Source organism: Brachybacterium huguangmaarense (assembly GCF_025725725.1).
In the GTDB taxonomy this organism is placed as follows: Bacteria; Actinomycetota; Actinomycetes; order Actinomycetales; family Dermabacteraceae; genus Brachybacterium; species Brachybacterium huguangmaarense.
Window position 1 is genome coordinate 706,042 of the sequence record NZ_CP107020.1, and the last position, 17,223, is coordinate 723,264.

At 68.8% G+C, this 17,223-nt stretch carries 12 protein-coding genes; 5 read left to right on the forward strand and 7 right to left on the reverse strand.

Annotated elements, in window-relative coordinates; translation table 11 throughout:
* Window positions 1–9: 9 nt before the first annotated feature.
* Entirely contained in the window at window positions 10–2,007 is a 1,998-nt protein-coding gene (locus BRM3_RS03100) for a PIG-L family deacetylase (protein WP_263594643.1), read from the forward strand.
* A gap of 73 nt (window positions 2,008–2,080) precedes the next feature.
* On the opposite strand, the gene BRM3_RS03105 is transcribed toward BRM3_RS03100, so the two are convergent.
* Complete coding sequence (locus tag BRM3_RS03105; protein ID WP_318152435.1) at window positions 2,081–2,647, reverse strand: CDP-alcohol phosphatidyltransferase family protein; 567 nt, start codon at window positions 2,645–2,647, stop codon at window positions 2,081–2,083.
* A gap of 694 nt (window positions 2,648–3,341) precedes the next feature.
* Between BRM3_RS03105 and BRM3_RS03110 the strand changes: the two genes are divergently transcribed.
* Window positions 3,342–4,649: a hypothetical protein gene (locus BRM3_RS03110; RefSeq protein ID WP_263594644.1), complete on the forward strand. Its 1,308-nt coding sequence runs from the start codon at window positions 3,342–3,344 to the stop codon at window positions 4,647–4,649.
* Window positions 4,650–4,740: 91 nt separating this feature from the next.
* A complete protein-coding gene (locus BRM3_RS03115; RefSeq protein WP_263594645.1) occupies window positions 4,741–6,126 on the forward strand; it encodes a polysaccharide biosynthesis tyrosine autokinase in 1,386 nt (461 codons plus the stop codon).
* A 100-nt stretch (window positions 6,127–6,226) separates the two neighbouring features.
* Here the strand turns inward: BRM3_RS03115 and BRM3_RS03120 are convergent, their stop codons facing one another.
* Together BRM3_RS03120 and BRM3_RS03125 are read right to left on the reverse strand one after the other, a co-directional pair.
* Entirely contained in the window at window positions 6,227–7,150 is a 924-nt protein-coding gene (locus BRM3_RS03120) for a glycosyltransferase family 2 protein (protein WP_263594646.1), read from the reverse strand.
* Between the two features lie 68 nt (window positions 7,151–7,218).
* Window positions 7,219–8,352, reverse strand: coding sequence for a glycosyltransferase (locus BRM3_RS03125; protein WP_263594647.1), 1,134 nt, complete (start codon window positions 8,350–8,352; stop codon window positions 7,219–7,221).
* A gap of 185 nt (window positions 8,353–8,537) precedes the next feature.
* Between BRM3_RS03125 and BRM3_RS03130 the strand changes: the two genes are divergently transcribed.
* Both BRM3_RS03130 and BRM3_RS03135 read left to right on the forward strand, forming a co-directional pair.
* Window positions 8,538–9,494 carry a glycosyltransferase family 2 protein gene (locus tag BRM3_RS03130; RefSeq protein WP_263594648.1) on the forward strand — a complete coding sequence of 319 codons (957 nt, stop codon included), beginning with the start codon at window positions 8,538–8,540 and terminating at the stop codon, window positions 9,492–9,494.
* 150 nt (window positions 9,495–9,644) lie between these two features.
* Complete coding sequence (locus tag BRM3_RS03135; protein ID WP_263594649.1) at window positions 9,645–10,622, forward strand: glycosyltransferase family 2 protein; 978 nt, start codon at window positions 9,645–9,647, stop codon at window positions 10,620–10,622.
* Between the two features lie 168 nt (window positions 10,623–10,790).
* Here the strand turns inward: BRM3_RS03135 and BRM3_RS03140 are convergent, their stop codons facing one another.
* The 4 genes from BRM3_RS03140 to BRM3_RS03155 form a co-directional block, all read right to left on the reverse strand.
* Window positions 10,791–12,230 carry an MFS transporter gene (locus BRM3_RS03140; RefSeq protein ID WP_318152436.1) on the reverse strand — a complete coding sequence of 480 codons (1,440 nt, stop codon included), beginning with the start codon at window positions 12,228–12,230 and terminating at the stop codon, window positions 10,791–10,793.
* Window positions 12,231–12,239: 9 nt separating this feature from the next.
* Entirely contained in the window at window positions 12,240–13,709 is a 1,470-nt protein-coding gene (locus BRM3_RS03145) for a M48 family metallopeptidase (protein ID WP_263594650.1), read from the reverse strand.
* A 162-nt stretch (window positions 13,710–13,871) separates the two neighbouring features.
* On the reverse strand, window positions 13,872–15,287 hold the full coding sequence (locus BRM3_RS03150; RefSeq protein ID WP_263594651.1) for an aldehyde dehydrogenase family protein: 1,416 nt from the start codon (window positions 15,285–15,287) through the stop codon (window positions 13,872–13,874).
* Window positions 15,288–15,307: 20 nt separating this feature from the next.
* Entirely contained in the window at window positions 15,308–17,029 is a 1,722-nt protein-coding gene (locus BRM3_RS03155; protein ID WP_263594652.1) for an ATP-binding protein, read from the reverse strand.
* Window positions 17,030–17,223 lie beyond the last annotated feature (194 nt).

Genomic DNA, 17,223 nt, shown 5'->3' on the forward strand with positions numbered 1-17,223 from the left:
CTCTCGTCCATGACCGTGCTCGCGGTTCACCCTGGAGCCGAGATGTTCGGTTCGGATCGGATGTTCCTCGAGTCGGTGAGGGGCCTGCGGGCCTCCGGTGCCCAGGTCGTGGTCGCGCTGCCGATGTCCGGGCCGCTGGCCGACCAGCTCGAACGCGAGGGAGCCTCGGTTGCCGTGGAGCCGGCTTTCGTCCTGCGCAAGGCTCTGCTCAGGCCCGCCGGTGCTGGTCGTCTCGTGACCGGACTGATTCGCGGGACCGGATCCGCTCACCGGCTCGTCAGTCGGGTGCGTCCCGACGTCATCTATGTCAGCACGATCATCGAGCCGCTGTGGCCGGTGGTCGGCCGGCTCCGCCGGATTCCGGTGGTCAGCCACGTCCATGAGGCCGAGGCGTCCGGCAGCCGACTGGTGAGCGCCGTCCTCTACCTCCCCCACGCGCTGTCGTCACATGTGATCGTCAACAGTCGTTTCACCAGGGATGCCGTCGGCCGCGTGCTCCCGGCCGTCGCCCGCCGCGCCGAGATCGTCGTGAACGGGGTGGAGAGCCCCCAGCGACCCCTCGCACCCCGACCGACCATCGAGGGGCCGATACGGGTGACATATGTGGGGCGGCTGTCTCCGCGGAAGGCACCTGACCTCGTGCTGGATGCCGCGAAGATCCTCGCCGCCGACGGAGTCCCGATCACCGTCACCCTGGTCGGCGACGTCTTCCCGGGCTACGAGTGGTTCGCCGATGAGCTGCGCGCGAGGGCGGCCGGCATGCCCGACGTGCCCGTGGAGTTCGCCGGCTTCCATGCCGACGTGTGGCCGTGGCTCGCCGCCGCCGACGTTCTGATCGTGCCGTCGCGCGAGGACGAGTCGTTCGGGAACACCGTCGTCGAGGGGATCCTCGCGCTCAGGCCGGTGGTCGTGAGCGATATGAGCGGACTGCGCGAGGCGGGAGAAGGGTACTCGACAGCTCGACCCGTGCCCGTCGACGACCCGGCTGCGATCGCGACGGCGATCCGGGAGCTGTACGAGAACTGGGCCACGGTCGTCGAAGCGACGTCGGGCAGCCGCGATGTGGCTCGCCGCCGCCACGACCCGCACGTCTACCGCAGGGAGGTGAGCACGGTCGCCGCGGCAGCAGCAGACGGGACGAAGCGGAGAGGGGCTCACGGCGCCCTGGACGTGCAGAAGGAGTCGGGAATGGCCGGAACGGGGAGCACGACACCGCGCGTGGGGCTGACGGCGAGTCTCCGCGGCGCAGCGAAGGCCGTCGTGAGGAGGGCGTCGTCATCCGCCATCCGGGTGCTGGGAACCGACGAGACGTACGCGATCGCGGAACGATCCACGGTGCTCATCTCTCCCCACCCCGATGACGAGACCTTCGGGTGCGGAGCGACGATCGCGAGGCTCCGGGCGTCCGGACAGGCGGTGCGGCTGCTCGTGGTCACCGATGGCGCGGACTCCCCGAGGCCGGAAGGCGTCTCTCGGGACGAGATGATCCTGTTGAGGCAGGAGGAGACCCGGCGCGCCATGGCCGAGCTGGGCGTTGACGGGTCTGCGATCACCTTCTGGGACTTCCCCGACGGAGGCGCGAGCGAACATCTCCCCGAGCTCGTGGACCGTCTCTCCATCTTCTTGAAGGAGGTGTCGCCCGATCAGGTGCTGGTCACCTCCGCTGCGGACCGCCACCCCGATCACGCCGCAGTGGGGCTCGCCGCACGGCGAGCCATCGGCCGTCTCGACATCGCGCCGAGACTGCTGGAATACCCGATCTGGCAGCGGGTTCCGGCGCTGCTCTTCGTGCGCCGCCGAAGCCCCCGTGCAGGAACCGGTGCGCCAGCCCCAGAGAGCGCGATATCCGGGCAGCCGCGCCTCAGCCAGAGCGGCGCTTTCCTCACACAGAAGAAAGCGGCCATCGCGGCCTACGCAAGTCAGCTTCCGCACTTTCCGGCAGGGTGGGTGAATGATTTTCTGCTACCGTTCGAACACTTCGCCGAAATACAGGTCGAAGAGGAGTGAACGGGGCGCGAGAACACGGACGTCGCTCACACGCCCCGTGTCGAGACGACACAGAAGTCCCGGGGGACGGGCATCAGAGCGTCTTCATCCTGCGGAACCAGATGGGGAGTGCGAGGGCCACATAGAGCACCTCGGCGAGCGTGAGCAACGAGTAGATGCCGACGAAGACGGCAGGAAATCCCCAGAACACGAACGAGAAGCAGACCACGCCATAGTCAGTAGGCAGCCCCATGAGCGAGCGCCTCATGGATGAGCCACCTTGCTCGGTCGCCTGCGGAACACCCTGTCGGGCCCGAAGCAGGTCATTGAGGATCATGCCGAAGAACTCCACCGTCGTGGCCACGGCGAGCAGGAGCGGCACAAGGAGCCAAGCCTCGGAGTTCAGGGGGAAGAACCGATACCAGCCGACGGCGGCGGCCAGCGGCAGGGCCACGGCCTTGAACGCGTCGATCACATGGTCCAACCACTCCCCGGCCACTGAGCCTCCGCCACGAAGACGTGCCACCTGGCCGTCGGCGCTGTCGAAGGCGTAGCCCAGGGCGAGCAGGATCCAGACGACGATGCCGATCCAGACGGACGCCGGCACGGCAGCCAGGAGCACGATGGCGACCACCGTGAACGTGGCACTGATGGCAGACACCTGATTCGGAGTCAGGCCTCGTGCGTGAGCGGCTGCAGCAAGGACTCGGCCCGCCGGACGGTTGACATACAGCGAGTAGGCGGGCGCACCCCTGCCCCGCCCCTTCTGCGCCGCCGCAAGCTGCCGATAAGAATCCACGTAGCTCAGCGTGAGCTCCTCCCCCTCAGTGGCCGCTCCGCGGCGAGCAGAGCATATCATCGCGGCAATCAGAACCCCCGCGACCAGTGGAGAAAGCGGTTCACCCACGTCATTCGACTGAAGCGGTCGAGCGGCTCTGTCGCACCATGCGCAAGCATGCGCATCGGACGAGATCGGACCCGAAGAATGTGAACGCGCGTCCTCCGGGATGGCCGAAAGCCGCCTGAGGGGACACGGAGGTCGCGCCGCCCCGCCGACCAGCGCGTGACCCCCATCTCAGCCTGCACCCCAGGGCCCCGCCCGCCTATCCGGGCCCGGACGGCAGCCGCCGCGCCGCCCGGCGATCGATGGCCCGTCACACTATGAAGAACTCGTTTCCAGCCCGACCACAGCGACCGACGGACCCGTGACGTCGGTGCCGCTCGTCGTCCGCGGAAGCGCCCTGGGGCATAATTGCCGAGAATTCGGGCGCCCGCCCTCGATCTCGTCGCCTGCTTCCCGTGCGCCGGCGAGGGGGGGGTAGCCTCACCCGGGGGAAGGAGGGGACAGAGTGGGGATGATCACAACCATCGCCATGGGCGTCGTCGCGCTCAGCGCGCTGCTCGTCGTCGTCTCGTTCATGAGGGCGATGCCGCGGACGACATTCGTCGTGTGGGCCCTGGTGATGTTCTTCGTCCCGATCTGGATCGGGCTGGCCGCGGGGCCCCTCTTCGTCTCCGTCATCACGATCGTCACCCTGCTCGCAGTGGTCGCTTTCGGAAGAGATCTGCGGTTCTCCCTCGCGGACGCCCTGATGATCGCGCTCGTGGCTATCGTCGCCCTTCAGTATGTCCTGGGTGTCATCAACCTCAATTACACAGTCGTCACCGTGCTCGAGTGGGCGCTGCCCTACCTCTGGGGGCGGCTCGTCCTTTCGAGACTGCGCCCCGCGTTCGCCGTCCAATGTCTCGCTGTCTTCGGGATGATTGCTGCAGCCGTCGCCCTGGTCGAGGTCTTCACCAAGACCAACGTCTTCGTCCTGATGAAGCAGGACGATTCTCTGTATTCGGTCTGGGGCACTCTCCAGATGCGCGGCGATCACCTCCGGGCGGAAGGCGCCTGGGGGCATTCGATCGCCTTCGGGTCTGCCCTTGCCATGTGCTCGAGCTTCGTCCTCGCCACGCAGTGGAAGCCAGTCGTCCGCGTTCTCGGCGTCGTCCTGATCTCGGTTGCCTCGGTGTTGACTCTCAGTCGCACCGCGATGTTCGTCCTGATGCTCACCCTCGCACTGTCCGTGGTGCTGCTTCCTCGCGTCGGCCGACTCACTCGCGGCCTGGTGATAGCGCTGGGCTGCATCGGCGCCATCGTGGCCGGCCCTTTCATCGCCTCGATCTTCTCGGACCAGGGGCAGGAGGCCGAGGCCAGCGCCGGCTATCGAACCGATCTATTCTCCTTGTTTGCCTACGTCAAGCCTTTCGGCTCAGCCGACAGCTTCCTGGGGGTGACGAGCGGTGGCCAGTACCTGGGGAATTTCGCGAAGTCGATCGACAACGCTTTTCTTCTCACGGCCCTTCGGCTCGGCTGGTTCGGCTTCGCAGCGTTCTGTCTGGTGATATTGATCGCGGTCGCCTCACCCCTGCTGAGCCGCCATGTCACCCCCGCGGCGATTGCGGTCGCCGCGCAGATTCCTGGACTCTTCACGGTCGCCTTGATCACGCAGTTCGGCATGTTCTTCTGGTTCGCCGTGGGCCTGGCCGTCGGCTGGGACAGCCTGCTCAGGCATAGCCGGGAGGACGCCGCGTGGCCGGATGAGCGGCGCATGCTGCTCGGCATGGAGGAAGACTACGACCTGATATCGGCCTACGAATTGACGAGGTCGAGATGAACATGGCTCCCCACGAACATATTGCGCGATGGCAGCCTGTTCCCGATCTTTGTTTCCGCGCATCCGCGACCGACAGGAGGATTGGTCTCCCATGACACCCGAGCCCTCGAGCTGGAGTCTCGCACGCATCTGGCGTGCCCTGAGGCGATATTGGGCGATCATCGCCATCTTCGTCGTCGCAGGGGGCGGCGGCAGCTATGCGATCGGCATGATGACGCCGCCGACGTACGAGTCCACCTCGACACTCGCGTTCTCGGTCACCCGCGGGTCGACCGCGGCGGACCTGGCCAACGGCAGCATCTACGCCCAGGACCAGATGCAGACCTACGCCCAGCTCACGACGTCCTCGGCCGTGCTCCAACCGGTCATCGACGAGCTGAGCCTCGACATGAGCGTGCAGGACCTCGCGGAGTCGATCGTCGTGACGAACCCGCCGAAGACACTGGTTCTTCAGATCAACGTGTCTGCCTCGTCGGCTGATCGCTCGGCGGACCTGGCCAATGCGGTCGCACAGAGCCTGACCGAGGTCGTCGGGAGCACGTCGACGACGCCCACGGAGGGCTCCTCGCCGAGCATCGAAGCATCGCTGGTGGACACGGCTATGCCGCCGCGGCACCAATCCTCGCCGAACAAGTCGAGGCAGGGGCTTCTCGGCGCCCTCGGCGGTCTTGTCGTGGGCTGCGCCGTGGTCCTCGTGCTGGCGCTTCTCGACACGAAGATCCGCGACGGTGAGGACCTGCGGCGGACCGCCAATGTTCCGCTCCTGGGTTCGGTGCCGAAGGTGAAGGACGAGCACGAGCTGAATGTCACCGAGCACCCCGGGTCGCTGGCCTCCGAGCAGTTCAGGCGCCTTCGATCGACCGTCAAGCATGTGACAGCGACCCAGTCGACATGCAAGATCTTGGTCACGTCGCCGACCGGTGGAGACGGCCGGACGACGATCTCAGCAGGGCTGGCCACCACCCTTGCTCGTCTCGGCGACAAGGTGCTCCTCATCGACGCTGATCTGCACCGTCCCGGTGTCGCGGCTCTCTTCGGCCTCGACGGCGAGGAGACCCCCGGCCTGTCCGGCGTCCTGACGGGCGGTGTCACCTTCGCGGCCTCGAAGCGCTATGTCGCTGGAAGCGGACTGGACATCCTGACGTCCGGCCGGACAGGTCAGAACGCGGCCGAGCTGCTCACCTCCGATCGGATGCAGGCGATGCTGGACGAGGCCGGAGATTCCTATGACGTCGTCGTCATCGATTCCCCGGCAGCGCTGGACACCGCAGACGTGAGTCTGCTGGCTCCCCAGTCGGACGGCGTCATCGTCGTCGTGAACGCCGATCGGACGAACCGCTCCGTCCTGCTCAGGACGCTCTCCAGCCTCGAGGCTGCGGGGAGCAACGTCACCGGTGCCGTCCTCAACCGATACCGGCGCGGTCGAGCGGCCACCGAGGTCCTGGGGAGGACAGACCTCCCACGCGAAGAGCGATAGGAATCCGGCTCGTCAGATGTTCGCGGCAGGCCTGTCAGAGGCCTGCCGCGAACCCGTGGCGACGGACACGACGAGAGGACGGGCGGCGCGGGTTCCCCTCTCAGCCCCCCGGCCGGGAGGGCCGCCCATACTCGTTCAGGCTTCCGCCACGCGCCCCCCACACCGCGCCGCACACGGAGAGGACCGTGTCGCGGCCGATCCCTGCCAACCGTGGCCGGCGCAGAACGTGGCCGGCGAGCCATTGGACGGAACCCCACGGCACACGCACGGCCGCCCGCGCCCACATCCTGAGGACGAGCTGTCGACGCCGTACCGGGGGTTCCACCGCCAGGACGGCATGGGCCCAGGACGCCCCCGACCGGAAGGCACGCCGCCGCACCCAACGGCCGGAGAGCCTGTCCCGGGCGACCACTTCCCTGACCACCGCCTCATCGCACCAGAGGATCACTCCCCCGCATGCCACGATCTGCCGGCTCAGGAGAGTGTCCTCCCCGCCTATCAGGCCGAGTTCGTCCGCGAACCCGAGCTGATGCTGGCGGAGGAAGGACAGGTCGAGGAGCAGGTTGTTGGTGGCGAACCCCTCCCGGCGAGCACCGGTGGGTCTGCGAGCGCGCTCGAACGCCCCCGTTCGGGCCATCCAGCTCATCGAGTCGGATCCGGTGAAGATCGGCTCGACCGGCCCGGTCACCGCAGCGGGCCGGTGGGCGCGCCAGAATCTCACGAGTTCGGCCAGCCAACCGGGCTCGGCGGTCTCGTCATCATCCAGGAAGAGCAAGACGTCGAAGTCCGAGGCGGCCCGGAGAGCGGCATTGCGCGCCGCGGAGATGCCCGGGCGTGGCTCGTGGACGTATCGCACGGCCGACCCGGGAACGGTCTCCTCCGCGACGACGTGCCGCGCACTGCCGGTCGGCTCGTTGTCGACGACCAGGAGGGTGGCCGGAAGCTGGATCTCCGCCAGCTGGGGCAGAACGGAGCGCATCGCGAGACGCAGCGCCTCCGGTCTGCGGTAGGTCAGTACCGCCACCGCGACATGCGGCGCCCCTTGACCCTGCCCATGCGATGCCACTCGGTCCCCCATCAGTCTCGGCGTTCTCACCGCGCGGGCTCGCCCGATGCGTCCTGTCCGTCCTGCTCTTCCGCGTCGTCCGGGGCACGCTTCGCGTGGTGGCGGATCGCATCCCGATACCACCCGTCCACCAGCGCTACGAAGCGCTCCGCGTCCCAGGACGAGACGGGCTCGCCGCCGACGGACGCCGCCTCCCTCAACTTGCTGGCCAGGTTCGCGACGACATCGCCCTCCAGCGAGGCGATGTGCGCATTGGGCCCGGCCAGGACGGGCGGACCGCCCATGGGCAGGCAGACGACCGGGCACCCCAAGGCGCTGGCCTCTGCAGCGACCCACCCGGCCTGGTCGTGCATCGATGGGAAGAGCATCGCGTCCGCGTCGGCCAAGGCGCTCAGGACCTCGTGGCGGGGCCGATGACCGTGGAAGCCGACCCGCGTCTCGATCCCGAGACGACGAGCATACGAGCGGAGGGCCTTCTCCTCGTAGCCCTCGCCGTAGATGTCGAGGCGCCAGCCGGGAGCTCGGGCGATCGTCGCGAGGGCCAGACGTCCTCCCTTCCACCCGAGGAGACGCGCCGGGAACACGGCACGTCGATCACCGCGATCATCATCGGTGCGTCGGGCAGCCGGCGGAAGATCCTTCATCGCCGCGTTGGGCTCGACCGCCACGTCGGCCGCGTACCGGAATCTCCGTGCCACGTCAGGGTTCTGGGCGACGACGACCCCGGCACGGCGCGCTGCGGCGTCTCCCCAGATCCGTCGCGGGATCCCCGTCGTCGCACCTCGCGCCAGCTCGGTGACCGTGCCCCGCAGACCCAGCCATCGGGCCAGCTTGACGATGGGCACTCGAGAAGCGCCCCCGACCGGCCCCCAGACGAACGCCGGACCATCGATCCGGGCGGCTCCGCAGGGGAGCCAGTCATTGGCCCACGTGACGTGGTGAATGACGTCGAACCCGAATTCCTCCTGGAGATCGAGACCCTTGTGCGCCATCAGCCGCTGCCAGGCCGCGTAATACCAATAGAGGTCCCATGACCGGCGTTTCATGGCCATTATCCGGGGCGGGAGGTCGAGGTAGATCACGGTGAGATGGGCAGCGAGCTCGGGATCATCGGACCGCGCCTTCTCCACCAGGCCCCTGAAGCGCTCGCGGGTGATCACCCATACATCGTGTGACCGGGCCGCTGCGGTCGCCATCGTCCAGCCGGCCGCAGCTTCGGGCTCTTCGCACGGCGCGCATGCATAGGCGCTGACCAGCACGCGAAGCCGGGGGCCGCGACCTTGACTCATGGCCGAACCCTATCGCTATCCGGATAGTCTGGACCCACCGCGTGAGAGGGGAAGCGATGCGCAGCAATGAGCGGTCCGTGGTGGTCGGTGTGCTCACCTATCGTCGGCTTGAGATGCTCAGCACTCTGCTGAGAATGCTCGAGGAGCAGAGTGAGGCGGTCGACCAGACCATATGGACCGTCAGCACCCTTGTCGTCGACAACGACGCCGACGGCAGCGCCCGTGACCTGGTGACGAGCCGCTACCCCTCGGTCCACTATGAGGTCGAGCCCGTGCCCGGGATTGCGCGTGCACGGAATCGCGCGCTGGACGCGGCAGCGGACCTCGGTGCGCAGGTCCTCGTGTTCATCGACGACGACGAGGAGCCGGAGCCGGGGTGGCTCACATCGCTGCTCGCCACATACGAGCACTGCGACTGCGCCGCCGTCGTCGGCAGAGTCGTGTCGCGGTTCGAAGGCGCTCCGGATCCTTGGCTGATCGAGGGCGGATTCTTCCGGAGGGCCCACCGGCTCGGACTGCGCACCGGAGACACCGTGGCGTCGGCGGCAACGAACAATCTGCTGCTCGATCTCGCGATCGTCGGCGACCTGGGTCTTCGATTCGAGGAGACGCTCGGTGCGGCGGGCGGCGAGGACACCCGCTTCACGCTCCAGCTCACTGCGGGACACGGCCGGATCGTGTGGTGTGAGGAGGCGGTCGTCGTCGATGTCGTCACCCCCGAGCGCGCCACGCGAAAGGTGGCGGTCCGCAGGGTGTTCTCGGCCGCCAGCGGTTCGATCGCAGCGATCGTCGCGTCCCAGGAGACGCCGAGGGCCCGTGCGAGGTCGATCGCGCGGTTCACCGCGACCGGTCTGGGACGCGTGGGGATCGGGGCCGTGCAGACGGTCGCGGGAACTGTCGCGCGCCGCCAGCGCTGGCAGGCGCGCGGTGTGGGCAGGATGGCCCGGGGCGCGGGGGCCCTCTTGGGCATCACGGGGAGGTCCTATGCCGAGTATCGACGTCAGGACGCATGAGCCTCGTGGCGACAATCGGCCGAAAACTGCCTCGTAGGCGTCGTCCCGCCCGTCGACAATCTCGAGGACCCGGCATCGTGTTACGATGCCGCAGCAGATCGGTCCATCTCTGATCAGCATTTATTCGCAAGAGTTCTGGGGGGAGCCGCGATGCGAAGCGATTTTGGCGAGAACAATCCGGGAAACGGCGATGGCGGCCTTCGCGTGGTGATGCCCGTCCACAACGCCGAGAGCTTTCTCGACGAGGCCCTGGAAAGTGTTCTGAACGATCTTCCGGCGGGGGGCGAGGTCGTCGTCGTCGACGACGGGTCGTCCGACCGCAGCCCGGAGATTCTGGCACGCTATGCCGACGACCGCCGGGTCGCGGTCATTCGCAACGACACCGCCACCGGCGTCTCGCGTGCCCTGAACAGGGCGATCACCTACGGCGAGTGCCCGGAGTTCGTGTCCGTGGCGGAGCACGACGACGTCGTCCTCCCGGGGCGCTTCGCAGCCCATGTGCGAGCACTGGAGACCGAGCCCCAGCTGGGGGCCGTCTCCGGAGAGGGCCGCTATCTGGGCCCGACGGGGCGGGTCGCCGGGAGGGTCGCCGTCGGGCCGAAGAACTCCGATGAGTTCCGCCGGATGAAGGAACAGGGACGCGAGATCCTCATTCCTCATCCCGCCATCACCTACCGACGCGATGCTGTGGTCGGCGTAGGCCTCTACGATGAGACGTTCGATGCCGCCCAGGACCTGGAGATCGTCAATCGGCTGGTGTACGAGGGCGGATGGGAGGTACGGCTGCTTGCCGGACCACACGTCCTGTATCGAATTCATGATGAGTCGATGTCTTTCGCCCATATCGCTTCCCAGCGCATGATGACCCGCTACATCGTGTACCGGAACAATGCACAGCTGAACGACCTGCCGTACGAGGGATATTCACGATGGTGCGAGCTCAATCAGCCTGATCGCCGCACGAAGGTCCGTTGGTGGCGCAAGGACACCGGGGCTCTCTGCTACCGGAAGGCGGGTCTCGCGTGGCTCAATCGGCGACCGTTCTCGTTCCTCGGCAACCTCGCGGAGGCCAGTGTCCTCCACCCGAAGTGGGTGCTGATGAAGATCGGCGTCGCGATGGGGCGATGACGCCTCGGAGGCTCGGGCTCCAGGAAGGTCTCGGCAACCATGCGGCGCATCTGGACCGACACCCTGTGCGGACGGCATCGCCATGGGCCTGCCGCTTCGCTCCCGTGAGCCCGGACGGACCTCTCCAGAAGCGCCCTGGCACAGGGGTCTGACCGCCCCGGAACGGCCTCACTCCCCCGACCCGACTCCCGCCTTCTCGCGCGCGCGGTCGAGCACGCTCACGCCGAGCGCGACCGTGGCGAGCGCCATGATCACCACGAGGGTGATCACGAACGCCTCGTACCAGGCCATGCCGCCCTCGACGAGCGAGAACAGGATGCCCGGGATGAGGGCGGTGCCGATCGCGGCGCCGATGCGCTGGCCCAGCGACAGGATGCCGCCGGCGACCCCGCCGAACCGCGGGTCCACGGCACCGAGCGTGAGGGTCTGGTTCGGGGAGATGGTGAAGCCCTGGCTCGTGCCGATCAGCAGCAGCGGCAGCGCGAGGACCCCGTAGCCCACGGCGCCCGACTCCACGGGCCCGGCCACGAGCGCCACGAGCGCGAGGCCCGCGATCGCGATCAGGAACCCCGCGATCACGAGGCGGCGCCCGAGTTTGAGCACGTAGCGGCCGCCGATCTGGGAGGTGATCATCGCGGCGATCGAGGAAGGGATGCCGATGATCGACGCCTCGAAGGGCGTGTGGTCGAGATGGCGCTGCAGGTAGAGGGGCACCACGATCCAGATGCTGGTCGACCCCAGGAAGTAGACCGAGACGATGATGATGCCGTTGCGGAACGGGGTGCTGCGGAAGATCGCGGGGTCGACCATGGGCGGCCGTCCGCGCTCCCGGTAGCGGTTCTCCCAGGCCACCCAGCCGAGCACGAGCAGCAGACCGGCCGGCAGGCACAGCCACACGAGCGCGGAGACCTCGCGCTCGAGGAACGGCAGCATCACGAGCAGGATCGAGAGGCCCAGGAGGATCGTGCCCACCGGGTCCAGGTCGGGTTTGGCGGCGCCCCGCAGACGCAGCTTGTCGTCGGGGATCCACGCCACGGCGAGCGCGATCGCGAGGATGCCCAACGGCACGTTCATGAAGAACATCCAGCGCCACCCGGCGTCCTCGCCGAGCAGCTGCATGAGCAGCCCGCCGAGCACGGGCCCGACCGCCGTGGCGACCGCGACGGTCGTCCCGAACATCGCGAAGGCCCGTGCCCGGGCCTGACCGCGGAAGGTGGTCTGGATCAGGCCGATCGACTGCGGGTTCAGCAGGCCCGAGCCGACGCCCTGGAGGATGCGTGCCACGTTCAGCACGTTCACGTCCCACGCGAGCCCCGCGAGCAGCGACCCGAGGGTGAACACGCTGACCCCGGCGATGAGCATGCGCCGCCGTCCGGTCGCGTCGCCCGCGCGTCCCGACGGGACCAGCAGCACTCCGAAGGCGAGGGCGTAGCCCGACAGCACCCACTGCAGCCCGGAGGAGTCCGCACCGAGCGAGTCGCCGATCGGGTCGAGCGCCACGTTGATGATCGAGACCGCCACGAGCGCCATGAACAGCGGCAGGAGCAGGACGAACAGGACCCGGCGAGGATGGGACGGGGACTGCGAGGAGGAGGTCGGAGAGGGCACCTTCGCAGTCTAGGGGCGCTGTCCAGGGCCGTCGCCGGGCGGCATGCCCGGCCCGCCGGGGGCGGCTCCCGGACCGCTCGGCGACGATCCCGGACCACCCGTGTACGGCCCGGACGGGCTGCCCGGATACGGACCCGGGCCGCTGCTCGGCGACGGACCGCCGCCCGGGTAGGGGCCCGAGCCGCCTCCGGGGTGCTGCCCGGCACCGCCGCCGGGGCCGGCGGCGGGCGTCGGCCCGTCGCTGCGCCGCGAGAGCAGGGGCATGGCGGTCTGCACGGCACGGATCGACGGCTCGTCCGAGTAGTCGGCGCCCGGGAAGCGGCCGAACTGGTTGGTCAGGTTGCGGGGACGCTGGGCATCGGCCGCGTCCAGCATCTCGAGGACCTCGTCCGGCGTGGGGTAGGCGCTCGTGAACACGCTGCCCGAGGGCAGGGGACCGCGGAACATCGGCGTGCTCGCCACCCCCGGGAACAGCGGCGAGCCGGGACGGAACCAGATCTTGCCGGAGCGCTCGCGATGGCGCAGGGCGTGCGCGCGCCACGTCGTGATCGGATGGCTCGAGCCCCAGTTGACGATGTGGAGCCACAGGCCCCGTTCCGTCACCGCCCGGTCGGCCAGCTCGTTGACGTTGACATCGGCGTTGAGGTACTTGCCGGCGCCGAGCACCGCCATCGTCCCGGGCGCCCCCTGCGGGCAGAAGCTGTAGCCGAAGTTGTCGGCCGTGTACTCCTGGGCGCGGGAGAAGGCCGGGCCGATCAGCGGGACCTGCATCATGAGGGTCGTGAACAGCACGCGCACGTAGGAGACGTGGCCGGCGGCCATGTGCCCCACCTCGTGACCGATGATGAAGCGCAGCGCCTCGGGGTCGCGCGCGGCGCCGCCGACCTCGAACAGGTCGGAGTAGACCACGACGAACCGGCGGAACCCATGGCCGGAGGCGAAGGCGTTGATGGTGCCGTTGCCGAGCATCACGTAGGCGTCGGGCACGCGCCGCAGGCCGTGGTGGCGCGCCGCCTCGACCACCATCCGGTAGCCCTCGGGGAACTGGGTGGGGCTCATGCGGACCCCGACCGCCCGCGGCTGGGCGTACTGGATCGCACGGCCGAGCCACAGCATGAGCGCGAGCACGCCGATGAGCACGTAGAACTGCATGAGCGTGCTGCCGATCCCCGAGTACTCGTCGAGACGGTCGAGCATCGACTGGGCGCCCGTGACGCCAGCGAAGACGAGATAGACGGTCGCCCACAGCCACAGGGCGAACGCGACGATCGTGATGGCCACGCCGACCCACAGCAGCGGCAGCTCCCAGGGGTGGCGGATCCCCCGCCGCCCCAGGATCCCCTCGGTCGTGGCGCCGTTGACGAGGTTCGGCGCGTCCGGACGGCGCGGGACCTGCCCGTAGGGGCCGCTCGGCGGAGGGCCCGCGGGGCCCTGGCCGTGCTGGGGCCCCTGACCGTACGGGGAAGAGGGTGGGGTCATCACGGTGCGCTCGTCTCCTCGGCGACATGCTGGCTGGGACCGATCGGCCCCGTCGGGATCATCCGCTGCCCGGGACCGTCGCGTCGCCTCCACACAGTACTGGAGCGCAGGGGCTCCCGACCCCCGACGTCCGTCGACCGCGGGACGTCGTCGGTCGGGCTCTCAGCCGCCGAGCAGGCGGCGCACGAGCCGGCGCCGCAGCGCCGAGACGGGCGGATAGACGAGCCGCAGGGTGTCCGGCACGAGCGGCTTGGAGACGACCGGCTTGGCGTGGGTGAAGGCCTCGAGGCTCGCACGGCCGTGATACGCGCCGTGCCCGGACTCCCCCACCCCGCCGAACGGCATCGAGACCGCGCCCACGTGCGCGAGGGTGAGCCCGAGAGCGAGAGAGCCCGACGACGTGCGGGTCGCGAACAGGCGACGGGTCCGCGGGTCGTCGCTGAAGACGTACGCGGTCAGGGGCTTGGCCCCGGCCCGGATCCGGTCGACGGCCTCGAGCGGGCCCGAGACCGCGAGCAGCGGGAGGATCGGGCCGAAGATCTCCTCGTCCATGACGGGGTCGTCGAACGAGACGTCCACGAGCACGGTGGGCGGGATGTGGCGTGCCGCGCGATCGATCCCGTCGACGCCTCCGATCGCGGCCGTCGCGCCGTCGAGCAGCCCGGCGAGACGGTCGAGCTGGGCCTCGCCGACGATCCGTCCGTACTCCTCGCACGTGCGCGGATCGGGCCCGTACATCTCCTCGATCGCGGCGCGCAGGTGCGGGAGCAGGGCCGCGAGCGTGGCGGGCGTGGCCATGAGGTGATCCGGGGCCGTGCACGTCTGGCCCGCGTTGGTGAACTTGCCCCACACGATCCGCCGTGCCGCGCGGGCGAGGTCGACGCCTTCGTCGACGAACACGGGCGACTTCCCGCCGAGCTCGAGGACCGTGGGGGTGAGGTGCTCCGCCGCGGCGTGCGCGACGAGGCGGCCCACCCGGCCGCCGCCGGTGTAGAAGATGAGATCGAAGCGCTCGGCGAGCAGTGCGGTCTTCTCCTCGACCCCGCCCTCGACCACACGGATCCACGCGGGGTCGAGGTGGCGCGCGGCGAGCCGTGCGAGCGCGGCCGAGGTCGCAGGAGCGAGCTCGCTGGGCGCCAGGAGCGCCGTGTTGCCGCCCGCGATAGCCCCCACGAGCGGGGAGAGCGCGAGATTGACCGGGTAGTTCCACGGCGCGATCACGAGCACCGTGCCGAGGGGCTCGCGCAGCACGTGCCCGCTCCCGGGGGCGAGGACGGCGCCGAGGCCGAAGCGACCGGGCCGCAGCCAGGAGCGGAGGTGTCGTCGCATGTGGTCGATCTCGGCGAGCACCACCCCGATCTCGGTGACCGTCGCCTCCTGGGTGCTCTTGCCGAGGTCCTCGGCCAGGGCGCGCTCGAGGGCGCTGCGCTCGGCGACGATGCCGCGGCGCAGGGCGGCGAGCGCCTCGAGCCGCCCGTCGATGCCGAGCGTCGTCCCAGCGTCGAAGGACGCGCGCAGGGCCGCGACCGTGCCGGGGATGTCGAGCAGCGGTCGGGAGGCGGCGGTCATGCTCTCCATGGACCCCACGATAGGTGGAGTCACCCGCGCGGAGGAGGAGAGGCCCGTACGTAACGTCGGTGTTTGCTGGTCGGGGGCGCCGTCGGGCTGATGCGGCCGTCATCGACGAGCCTCTTCAGGAGAGGCCGCAGGGTGCCCACGGAGAGTCCGGTCAGCTCCGCGATCTCCCTGATGGAACGCGCATCGGACGGGGACAGGACGTCCAGGACCGTGTCCGGGGAAGGGCGCGCCCTGCGCTTTCCCGCCATGGGCTCGGCGTTCGTTCGTCGCCAACCGTCCGGATCCTTCCGCAGCACGCCGTCGTGAGTGAGGTCGGCGAGCACGCTGCGCACGTCATCCGAGTCGAGCTGAAGCATGTCCCGGACGAGCTCGACTGTCAGAACCGGGAACTGTCGGGCCATCATGGCGACGATCTGCTCGTGCCGCGTCAGGTCCCGGTGCGCGACCGCGGCCAGCCACGTGCGGTTCTCCGGGAACTCGGTCGCGTGCCGCCCTAGCGTCAACGTGACCAGGTCGGGGGCCGCCCGGTAATGCGGTTCGGGGAGCGCCTGGGCACTCATCTGGTTCCTCATGAACTCGACCCCCGTGCCGTTGCCCTCGACGACGGACCCGGGCTTCCCGCTGAGCGGGAGTTTTCTCAGGATCTGCAGAAGAGTGGCATTGCGGCATCGGGACTGCCCATTGGCCAAGGTGGCCACCGTCTTCCCACCCCACAGACCACCCGGACTGGCGACCTCGATGCGATCCGGGAAGACGTCGACAGAGATCGGCTGGCCCTGGAAGGGCGGGCTGTACTCCCGATGCAGCACGGCATTCGCCACGGCTTCGCGCAGCACCTCACGCGGGACCTCGAGCTGGTCCACCCTGCCGGTCCCCTCCACCGTCGAGTACGTACGCAGATTGCGAGCCACCGTCTCCACGGCCTGGTCGACCATGTCCGCCAGAGGCCCTTCGCACAGCCTGCGGTCCACGAAGCGCGTGGACGACCGCGCGGTGGCCCGATCCGGATACGGGTGGACTGCCACATCGATGAGCATCTGAGGGAAGTGCTGCTGAGGGTAGCGCCCCATCGTGAGGAGAGCCGCGAACCGGACGCCTCCTCCCGGGGCGGTGACATTCAGACGGCGCAAGGCAGCCGCCCGGTCACCCTGGTCTATGCCTGCCAGCGCACGGGAGCCCGCATGAGCCTCGACGTACCGGTCCACCAACGTCTCGTCGAGGTCATCGATCTGCACGTCGTCCACCACCCGGCGATCGGCCTCGCTGATCATCGTCGCGGTCTGCATCTCGAAGATCTCGGTCATCGAGAGTCGAAGATCCTTGTCCCCGACCCTCTTGTACGAGCCACCGTGGACTGCTCGCCGAGTGATGTAGCAGGGCTTCAGGCCGACCGCGTTCTCCGCGATGTCCACGGCCAGGATCGGAATGCCGTCGACCACCGCGGTCGTAGGCCGGTACTGGGGCGGATGGGTGAGTCTGCCCCCGTGCCCGCCCCCGTCTCCCATCCCCTCGACGAACTGGGAGAGGACGCGGTCCAGGTCGAAGCTGGGGCACGGCTCGAACCCCTCGCGCTCGTCGAGACCCAGCAGCAACGTCCCGCCGTCGGTGTTCGCGAAGGCGCTGACGGTCTCCCAGACATCCGCGCTCAACGTCGTGGCACAGGTCTTGGCCTCGATCCGCTCGTCGTCTCGTCCGATGGCGCGCAACCGTGCCACCAGGTGCTCGACTCCCTGGTTATCCATGTGTCATCTCCGAGCCCTACGACTCACTGTCGCCGTCACCATTCGCCTCATCAGTCAATGATCACTCACATATCACTCTATATCGAGTCAATCATCAGTGATCAGATGAGATGCCAGTGATCAGACGAGAGGGAGGGCAAGTGCCTGACGCCGATGCGCCGTCCTGCTGTCGGCCGAGCGCCGCTGCACGCCCC

Excerpts from the sequence above, each read along its gene's own strand:
- BRM3_RS03155 (WP_263594652.1), bottom strand. The coding sequence starts at position 17,029 with ATGGATAACCAGGGAGTCGAGCACCTGGTGGCACGGTTGCGCGCCATC.
- BRM3_RS03110 (WP_263594644.1), top strand. The coding sequence starts at position 3,342 with ATGATCACAACCATCGCCATGGGCGTCGTCGCGCTCAGCGCGCTGCTC.
- BRM3_RS03150 (WP_263594651.1), bottom strand. The coding sequence starts at position 15,287 with ATGGAGAGCATGACCGCCGCCTCCCGACCGCTGCTCGACATCCCCGGC.
- BRM3_RS03135 (WP_263594649.1), top strand. The coding sequence starts at position 9,645 with ATGCGAAGCGATTTTGGCGAGAACAATCCGGGAAACGGCGATGGCGGC.
- BRM3_RS03130 (WP_263594648.1), top strand. The coding sequence starts at position 8,538 with ATGCGCAGCAATGAGCGGTCCGTGGTGGTCGGTGTGCTCACCTATCGT.
- BRM3_RS03115 (WP_263594645.1), top strand. The coding sequence starts at position 4,741 with ATGACACCCGAGCCCTCGAGCTGGAGTCTCGCACGCATCTGGCGTGCC.
- BRM3_RS03100 (WP_263594643.1), top strand. The coding sequence starts at position 10 with ATGACCGTGCTCGCGGTTCACCCTGGAGCCGAGATGTTCGGTTCGGAT.
- BRM3_RS03145 (WP_263594650.1), bottom strand. The coding sequence starts at position 13,709 with ATGACCCCACCCTCTTCCCCGTACGGTCAGGGGCCCCAGCACGGCCAG.